9 protein-coding genes are annotated in these 7,683 nt (G+C 65.2%); 5 read left to right on the plus strand and 4 right to left on the minus strand.

Annotated features, from left to right (window positions below):
• The 3 genes from GH737_RS11510 to GH737_RS11520 form a co-directional block, all read left to right on the plus strand.
• Positions 1 to 837 (plus strand): leucyl aminopeptidase family protein (locus GH737_RS11510; RefSeq protein WP_196233126.1); only part of this gene is annotated, 837 nt, incomplete at its 5' end.
• Between the two features lie 110 nt (positions 838 to 947).
• Positions 948 to 1,325 (plus strand): MarR family winged helix-turn-helix transcriptional regulator, encoded by a 378-nt coding sequence (locus GH737_RS11515; RefSeq protein WP_230558777.1) that lies wholly within the window; start codon positions 948 to 950, stop codon positions 1,323 to 1,325.
• A 91-nt stretch (positions 1,326 to 1,416) separates the two neighbouring features.
• Entirely contained in the window at positions 1,417 to 1,626 is a 210-nt protein-coding gene (locus GH737_RS11520; protein WP_155264952.1) for a hypothetical protein, read from the plus strand.
• Here GH737_RS11520 and GH737_RS11525 read toward each other — a convergent pair.
• The 4 genes from GH737_RS11525 to GH737_RS11540 all read right to left on the minus strand — a co-directional run bounded on the left by GH737_RS11525 (position 1,618) and on the right by GH737_RS11540 (position 4,526).
• Positions 1,618 to 1,983, minus strand: a complete 366-nt coding sequence (locus GH737_RS11525; RefSeq protein WP_155264953.1) for a hypothetical protein — start codon at positions 1,981 to 1,983, stop codon at positions 1,618 to 1,620. The two genes, GH737_RS11520 and GH737_RS11525, sit on opposite strands and share 9 nt — an antisense overlap.
• Positions 1,947 to 2,915: an endolytic transglycosylase MltG gene (gene mltG, locus GH737_RS11530; protein WP_155264954.1), complete on the minus strand. Its 969-nt coding sequence runs from the start codon at positions 2,913 to 2,915 to the stop codon at positions 1,947 to 1,949. Before mltG ends, GH737_RS11525 begins: the two co-directional genes overlap by 37 nt.
• 4 nt (positions 2,916 to 2,919) lie before the next feature.
• Complete coding sequence (fabF, locus tag GH737_RS11535) at positions 2,920 to 4,182, minus strand: beta-ketoacyl-ACP synthase II (RefSeq protein WP_155264958.1); 1,263 nt, start codon at positions 4,180 to 4,182, stop codon at positions 2,920 to 2,922.
• Positions 4,183 to 4,289: 107 nt separating this feature from the next.
• Positions 4,290 to 4,526, minus strand: a complete 237-nt coding sequence (locus GH737_RS11540; protein ID WP_155264955.1) for an acyl carrier protein — start codon at positions 4,524 to 4,526, stop codon at positions 4,290 to 4,292.
• 95 nt (positions 4,527 to 4,621) lie between these two features.
• On the opposite strand from GH737_RS11540, the gene GH737_RS11545 reads away from it, so the two are divergent.
• Entirely contained in the window at positions 4,622 to 5,068 is a 447-nt protein-coding gene (locus tag GH737_RS11545) for a vgr related protein (protein ID WP_155264959.1), read from the plus strand.
• A gap of 144 nt (positions 5,069 to 5,212) precedes the next feature.
• Positions 5,213 to 7,683 (plus strand): TonB-dependent receptor domain-containing protein (locus tag GH737_RS11550; protein WP_155264956.1); only part of this gene is annotated, 2,471 nt, incomplete at its 3' end.

Genomic DNA, 7,683 nt, shown 5'->3' on the forward strand with positions numbered 1-7,683 from the left:
GGCGCCGATCTCGCCAGGGGCTATCCGCTGATTGCCGCCGTCGGCGCCGCCGCCACGCCCGGGCGCGCGCCGCGCCTGATCGAGTTCGAATGGGGCAATCCCAACGACCCGCGCGTCGCCATCGTCGGCAAGGGCGTGTGCTTCGACACGGGCGGGCTCGACCTCAAGAATGCTGGCGGCATGCGCATCATGAAGAAGGACATGGGCGGCGCGGCGCACGCGCTCGCGCTGGCGCAGCTGATCACCGGGGCGCGCCTGCCCGTCCGCCTCCACCTCCTGGTCCCCGCAGTCGAAAATGCCGTGTCCGGCGCCGCCTACCGTCCGGGCGATATCGTGAAATCGCGCAAGGGGCTGTTCGTCGAGGTCGACAATACCGATGCCGAAGGACGGCTGATCCTTGCCGATGCGCTCGCCAGGGCGGCCGAAGGCGAGCCGGAGCTGATCGTCGATTTCGCGACTTTGACCGGCGCGGCGCGGGTCGCGCTCGGACCCGACCTCCCGGCGACCTTCGTCAACCGCGACGACCTTGCCGCCGAGCTGGAAGGCGCCGGGCGCGAGGTCGACGACCCATTATGGCGCATGCCGCTGTGGGATCCCTACGACGAGAATCTCAAGAGCGACCTCGCGGATTTGTCGAACATGGCCAACAATCCCATGGCGGGCTGCATCTACGCGGCGCTGTTCCTGAGGCGCTTCGTTCCGCAGGACATCGCCTGGGCGCATCTCGACACCTGGGCGTGGCGCGAACCTGCCAAACCGGGTCGCCCGAAGGGCGGCGAAGCGCTCGGCCTGCGCGCGGTTTTCGCACTACTCGAACGGCGCTACCTACAAGGTTGATCCTGCCGTTCGCGAGAATTCCAGCATTTCGGGCGGATTAGCCTGCAACATTTCGCGTCCTTACCGGTTTACCTCGCTGCTACACGACACCAGTACGGAGAGTGGCAGTAATGAGCGAAGTTTCGCTTACAGGGTGGATGAAGGCCCTCATCGCCTATGTCCGCTCGGGCGAACCGGACCTCACCAATCGGCAAATGGCCTTGCTGATGCTGGTCTATCTGACGCCCGGGCCGCATACGGTTCGAGGCCTCGCCCGCATCCTTGGGGTTTCCAAGCCCGTCGTCACGCGCGCCTTGAACACGCTCGGCGCGCTCGGCTATCTCCGCCGCGAACGGGACCAGGACGACCGGCGCAACGTGTTCGTCGTCCGCACCAGCAGCGGGGCAGATTTCCTTGAAGGCTTCAAGCGCAACCTCCGCGAGGGCGACAGCTCCGCGGCCCACCGGCCGATCATCGGCCAGGCCCCGGCCTACGCCCACCAGCGTTGAGGACTTCGCGCTCGCGGGCCCCTCGGACCTGCCGGACCCCGAGTTCAACGCCTACCGCAAGGACCTTGCAGACATCGCGCTCACCGGGCGCGTGATTGCGTCGCACTATGCCGAGCCGGTCGAGCGCCGCGTGTCCGCCGCAACGGAGCTGCGCAGCGGCCCTTCGGCCGGTGCCCAGCCGATTCGCCCGCTACGGCCGGGAGACGGCTTCCTGATGCTCGATGACAGCCTCGGTTGGGCGTGGGGCTATGCCGGCCACGATCGCCGGGTCGGCTACGTGCCGAGCGCGACCTTATCCTAGGACGGAGGTGTGTAGCCAGACGAGGGTGTAGAGGCTGCTTCCGACGAGGATCGCGAGCAGGCCGATGATCGCCCAGTCGCGCGTCGGCCATTTCGGCCGCCGCGCCGGAAACAGCAGCCAGGCCGAGAGCGCAGAGAGAACAATCGTACCCACTGCGCCTTTCTGCATGAAAGTGACGATGACCGGGCGAACATGCTCGGGGCCCTTGGCAACACTCTCGCCGTGCGGACTCATCATCAGCCCGATGCCCCAGGTCATCAGCGCGGCAAGAAGCAGCAGCCCGCCCAGGAACATCCGGCCGCGGCCGATCCCACGGTTCCTCACATCTGCCCCCGCTGCCGCCGGATCGCGTACCATTTGGCGACGTTGGCATTGTGCTCGGCCAGCGTGGCCGCGAACACGTGGCCGCCGGTGCCATCGGCAACGAAATACAGCGCCTTGGTCTGCGCCGGGTGGAGCACCGCCTCGATGCTCTCCTTGCCAGGATTTGCGATTGGCCCTTTCGGCAGGCCTGCCTGCCTGTAAGTATTGTAGCCGTTGTCGGCCGCGAGCTCGGTCTTCCTGATACGCCGACCGAGCGGCTTTCCCTTGGTCACGGGATAGATAACCGTCGGATCCGCATCGAGCTTCATTCCGATCTTCAGCCGGTTGCAATAAACTCCGGCGATCATCGGCCGCTCGGCCGACTTGGCGGTCTCCTTCTCGACGATCGAGGCGAGGATCACCGCTTCGTCCGGGCTCGAGACCGGGCAATCGCCGCTCCGCTTCGGCCAGAGACGTTCCAGCGTCTTGCTCATCGCTTCCTGCATCCGCCTGGCTAAGGCGGCGCGGGTCTCTCCGCGCTTGTAGCCGTAGCTGTCTGGCAGCACTGATCCTTCCGAGATCGCCGGCGTTGGGCCGGCGAGATAGCGGTTGGAAGCGAGCTTCTCCTCGACGATGACCGACGGCATGCCCTCGGTCACGGTGATCAGCCGCTGCACCGGCTTGCCGTGCTGCAAGAGGTCGAGGACCGCGGAACCGCCCACGCCCTTGGGAATTTCGAACTCGCCGGCCTGAATCGGATCGCTCGAACCGAACAGCCGGGCCATGACGTAATAGGTCCGCGCGCTGCCCGGGATCGCGCCTTCCTTCTCGAGCTGGCGCGACACCGAGCGCAGCGTCGTCCCCTCCTCGACGATGATGTCGTGGGGACCGGGTTTCGGCCCCGGTGACAGCCACAGTAGCCACAACCCGCCTGCACCGACGAGCAGACCGAGGATGGCGGCGAAGAGGACCGCCCGGCGAAGCACGGATCTAGTTGACCGACTTCATGATCAGGCTGGCGTTGGTCCCGCCGAAGCCGAAGCTGTTGTTGAGCACCGCGCGCACCGGCCGCTCCTTCGCCTTGTGGGGCACGAGGTCGACTCCGGCGCAGCTTTCCTCGGGATCGTCGAGGTTGAGCGTCGGCGGCACGATCTGGTCGCGCATCGCGAGGATGCAGAAGATGCTTTCAACCGCGCCGGCGCCGCCGAGCAAATGGCCGATCGCCGACTTGGTCGAGCTCATCGAGACGTTGCCGATGGCGTTGGCGAGCAACCGCTTGACCGAGCCAAGCTCGAGCTCGTCGCCAAGCGGAGTCGAAGTACCGTGGGCGTTGATATAGTCGATGTCCGACGGCTGTAGCCCGGATTTCCGGAGCGCCATCTCCATCGCCCGATAGCCGCCCGAGCCTTCCGGATGCGGCGCGGTCACGTGATAGGCGTCTCCCGACAGGCCATAGCCGACGACTTCGGCGTAAATTTTCGCGCCACGCGCCTTGGCATGCTCATATTCCTCTAGCACCACGACCCCCGCGCCTTCGCCCATGACGAAGCCGTCACGGCCCTTGTCGTAGGGGCGGCTCGCCTTTTCCGGCCGGTCATTGAAATTGGTGCTGAGCGCTCGAGCCTGCGCGAAGCCGGCGATTCCGATCGGGCAAATCGTCGCCTCGGCGCCGCCAGCGAGCATGATGTCGGCGTCGTCGTCGCGAATCATCCGCGCAGCGTCGCCAATCGAATGCGCGCCGGTCGAGCAGGCGGTAACGACTGCATGGTTCGGCCCCATGAGCCCGTACTTGATCGAGACCTGCCCCGAAATGAGGTTGATCAGCCGGCCATGCACGAAGTGCGGACTAACGCGGCCCGGTCCTTTTTCGTGGAGCACGAGGCTTTCGCTCTCGATTCCCGGCAAGCCGCCGATCCCGGAGCCGATCGACACGCCGGCGCGCAGGCGCGTCGCTTCGTCCATGTCGGTGAGTCCGGCATCCTCGACCGCCTGGCCCGCCGCGTCGATCCCGAAGATGATGAACGGGTCGACCTGGCGCTGCGTCTTGAAATCGACGCGCTTGTTGGGGTCGAAGCCATATTCATGATCCGCTGGCTTCACCTCGCACGCGATGCGGCACTTCTGGTCGCTGGCGTCGAAATGCGTAATCGGGCCCGCGCCGCTTTTCGACGCAAGAAGATTCTTCCAGCTAGTCTCGACGTCGCCGCCGAGCGGCGTCACCAGACCCAGACCCGTCACCACCACACGGCGCATCATCCAAACTCCATCAGTCCCGCCAAAACAAACGGCCTCCCGTCAAGTTCGGGAAGCCGTTCGTGCCGCCTTCGAGGCGCAGCTCAGCGGCAGACTTCGGTGCCCGATCAGCCCTTGTTCTGATCGATATATTCGATCGCGTCGCGAACCGTCGTGATCTTCTCCGCGGCATCGTCCGGGATCTCGACTCCGAACTCCTCCTCGAAGGCCATGACCAACTCGACGATGTCGAGGCTGTCGGCGCCGAGATCGTCGATGAAGCTCGCGTCCTCGGTCACCTTGTCCGGCTCGACGCCGAGATGTTCGACGACGATCTTCTTCACCCGATCGGCAGTCTCGCTCATGGAACGCTTCCTCCGTTTTGCTTTTGCGCTGCCCTAGCGATGCACCGTTAACGCCGCAAGTGGCGCGCGGCGCCGACGGCGGCTACGCGAAGCGCATGGAGTCCCGAGCGCTCACCGACGGCGAGATCGAGATCTGCCGAAGCGTGTTCGGCGATGCGATCGACTATTCCCAGGTCTGGCTGGTCAGAGGCAAATGGTGGCCGTTCCAGCCTCGCAACGCCGCGATGGCACCCAACGGCAACATCTATTTCCATCCCGTAGCGGGCGGCTGGTCTGAGGATTTCTCCAGGGAGCCGCTGTCCCGGCAGGGCTTCTTCATCCACGAGATGACGCACGTCTGGCAAGCACAGCGCGGCGGCCGCCTCTACCTCCCGCTGATGCGACACCCGTTCTGCCGCTATTCCTATGGACTCAGTCCGGGCAAGCCCTTCCGCCGCTATGGCCTTGAGCAGCAGGCGGAAATCGTCCGTCACCGCTTCCTGGCGGACCGCGGAGCCGCGGTGCCCACGATCCCTCCGCAAGAGCTGCTGACCTTCGCCTGACGGGAGACCCTCACCTTCGTCAGTGTAACGGCCGCGCAACAGGTGCGGCAGGAAAGATGCTTCGCGGGGTTCGCGCCCTTCCTCGGCAACGGCTGTTTCGGGCATAGTGTCGGCAAGGCAACGAAAATCAAACAGGGAGGTCTCATGCGCTCTTCGGCACTCTTGCTGATCGGCACGTCCGTGTTCGCCGTCGCCGCTCCGGCGGCCGCGCAGACGCAACAGGAGTCGGCGGCACAGGCCGCCAACCCGCAGCCGAATGTTTCGCGAGTCCCGCAAAACGTCATGGAAGGCGAGATCGTCGTGACCGCGACCAAGCGCGCTTCAACGGTCCAGGACGTGCCCTTCTCGATCAATGCCCAGACGCAGGAAGACATCCAGCGCGCGAACGCTCGAACACTCGAGGACATCAGCCACAACGTCGCCGACCTAACCGTCCAAAACCTCGGTCCGGGCCAAAGCCAGGTATCGATCCGCGGCGTTTCCGCCGGCCAGGTCGTGCGCGACCAGCCAGGCGTCAAGGAGCAGGTCGGCATCTACCTCGACGAGACTCCGGTATCGCTCTCGCTGTTCACCCCCGACTTCGACCTGTTCGACCTCAACCGCGTGGAAACACTGCGCGGACCGCAGGGGACGTTGTTCGGGGCGGGCTCGGTCGGCGGAACGATCCGCTACATCACCAACCAGCCCAAGCTCGATGTCGTCGAGGGGCAAGTCGAAGGCGACGCCAGCGTCTTCTCCGGCGGAAGCATGGGCTATGCGCTCAAGGGCGCGGTCAACGTGCCCCTCGCGCCGACGGTCGCCGCGCGCATCGTCGCCTATGGCGAGCATTTTGGGGGTTTCGTCGATGCGGTTGGGCCGCACGACGGCAAGAACGTCAACGACGGCCACCGCATCGGCACCCGCATCTCGCTGCTGTTTCAGCCGATCCCCGAACTCAAGATCACGCCGCGCTTCGTCTATCAGGATTCGAAGGCGAACGGCTTCAATCGCGAGGAATTCTTCAACCTCTACGACAATCAGTTCACGACCGAAAACGACCTCGGGAAGGGCGAGCGCAAGGTTTATCTGAAGCTCCCCGAGCAGTTCCGCGACAAGACCGCGCTCGCAGACCTGGTCGCAAGTTACGATTTCGGGCCGGTCGAGCTGACCTCCGCCAGCTCCTACGTCCATCGTAACATCCTCGTGAGCCGCGACGCGTCGGCGCTGAGCGGATCGGTCAGCGTCGATCTCGGACTCGGCGCAGTGGCGACCGACCTGCCGTCCAACCTTGTCGACACGACAAAGCTCAAGCAGTTCGCCCAGGAAGTGCGGCTGGCATCCACGGGCGCGGGGCCGTTCCAGTGGGTGTTCGGTGGCTTCTACAGCCATGTCGACCGCGACTATAAGCAGCGCCTCCCGACCCCGGGCTACGACGTCTTCGTCGATGCGGCGCTCGGCGCGGGTACGTCGGCTGCGGTCGACAACGGCTTCGGGCTGGTCGACAACCCCTATCATGCCGACTTGCCGTACGTGGACACGCAAAAAGCGCTGTTCGGCGAGGCAAGCTACAAGTTAGGGCAGGTGAAGCTGATCGGCGGCGGCCGCTGGTACAACTTCCACGAGAAGCGCCGCTTCCACTCCGGCGGCCTGTTTTCGGGCGGCGACGACCGCACCGACAAGACGAGCTCCAACGGCTTTTCGCCGCGCGGGATCGTCAGCTGGGAACCGAACCGCAACTTCAGCCTCAACCTGCAGGCCGCGAAGGGCTTCCGCCTCGGCGGCGTCAACGATCCGCTGAACATCCCGCTCTGCACGCCCGAAGATGCGGCCATCTTCGGCGGATATCAGTTCTATGACGACGAAACTTTGTGGAACTACGAGGCCGGTTTCAAATATTCGAAGCATGGCGTCACCTTCAACGCGGCCGCCTTCTATAACGACATCAAGAACTTGCAGGTAACGGCGGACGCCGGCAGCTGCTCGTCCCGAGTCGTGTTCAACGTCCCGAAGGCGCACAGCCAGGGCGTCGAGGCGGAATTGTCCCTGCATCCGCTGGTCGGCCTTGACCTGTCCTTCGCGGGTAGCGTGCTCAGCTCGAAGTTCGACTCGACGGTGACCACCGGCACGGGCGCGATTCTTGCCGGCATCCGCGAAGGCAATCGGCTGCCGACCGTGCCGAAATACCAGTTCGCGGTAACCGCCAACTACACGGCGCCGCTCAACTCCAACGCCGACTGGTTCGTGAACGGCAGCGTCGCCCGCATCGGCAGCCGCATCACGCAGCCGAGCGATCAGGAGCCGGGCGCCGGCATCTTCGGGCTCACCTTCTTCGATCCGGTGACCGGCCTCGCAAGTCCTGCCGGCGGAATTCCCACTGACGTCGGGTCGCTCGCACTGCCAGCCTACACCCTGGTCAACGCGTCGGCGGGAGTCAGATGGCTGAGCGGGCTCGAGCTGGTCGCCTATGTAAAGAACATCTTCGACGTCGATGCCAAGCTGTCGTTCGACCGCGAGCGCGGAGGGCGGGCGCGGCTCGGCTACAACATCGGCCAGCCGCGGCAGTTCGGTCTGACGGTGCGGCAGAGCTTCGGCGGTCCCGTCGCTGCTCCGCCGCCGCCCCCGCCGCCGCCTCCACC

This window comes from Sphingomonas segetis, from assembly GCF_009720245.1.
Classification (GTDB): Bacteria; Pseudomonadota; Alphaproteobacteria; order Sphingomonadales; family Sphingomonadaceae; genus Sphingomicrobium; species Sphingomicrobium segetis.

Excerpts from the sequence above, each read along its gene's own strand:
- GH737_RS11515 (WP_230558777.1), top strand. The coding sequence starts at position 948 with ATGAGCGAAGTTTCGCTTACAGGGTGGATGAAGGCCCTCATCGCCTAT.
- GH737_RS11525 (WP_155264953.1), bottom strand. The coding sequence starts at position 1,983 with ATGGTACGCGATCCGGCGGCAGCGGGGGCAGATGTGAGGAACCGTGGG.
- fabF (WP_155264958.1), bottom strand. The coding sequence starts at position 4,182 with ATGCGCCGTGTGGTGGTGACGGGTCTGGGTCTGGTGACGCCGCTCGGC.
- GH737_RS11540 (WP_155264955.1), bottom strand. The coding sequence starts at position 4,526 with ATGAGCGAGACTGCCGATCGGGTGAAGAAGATCGTCGTCGAACATCTC.
- GH737_RS11545 (WP_155264959.1), top strand. The coding sequence starts at position 4,622 with ATGGAGTCCCGAGCGCTCACCGACGGCGAGATCGAGATCTGCCGAAGC.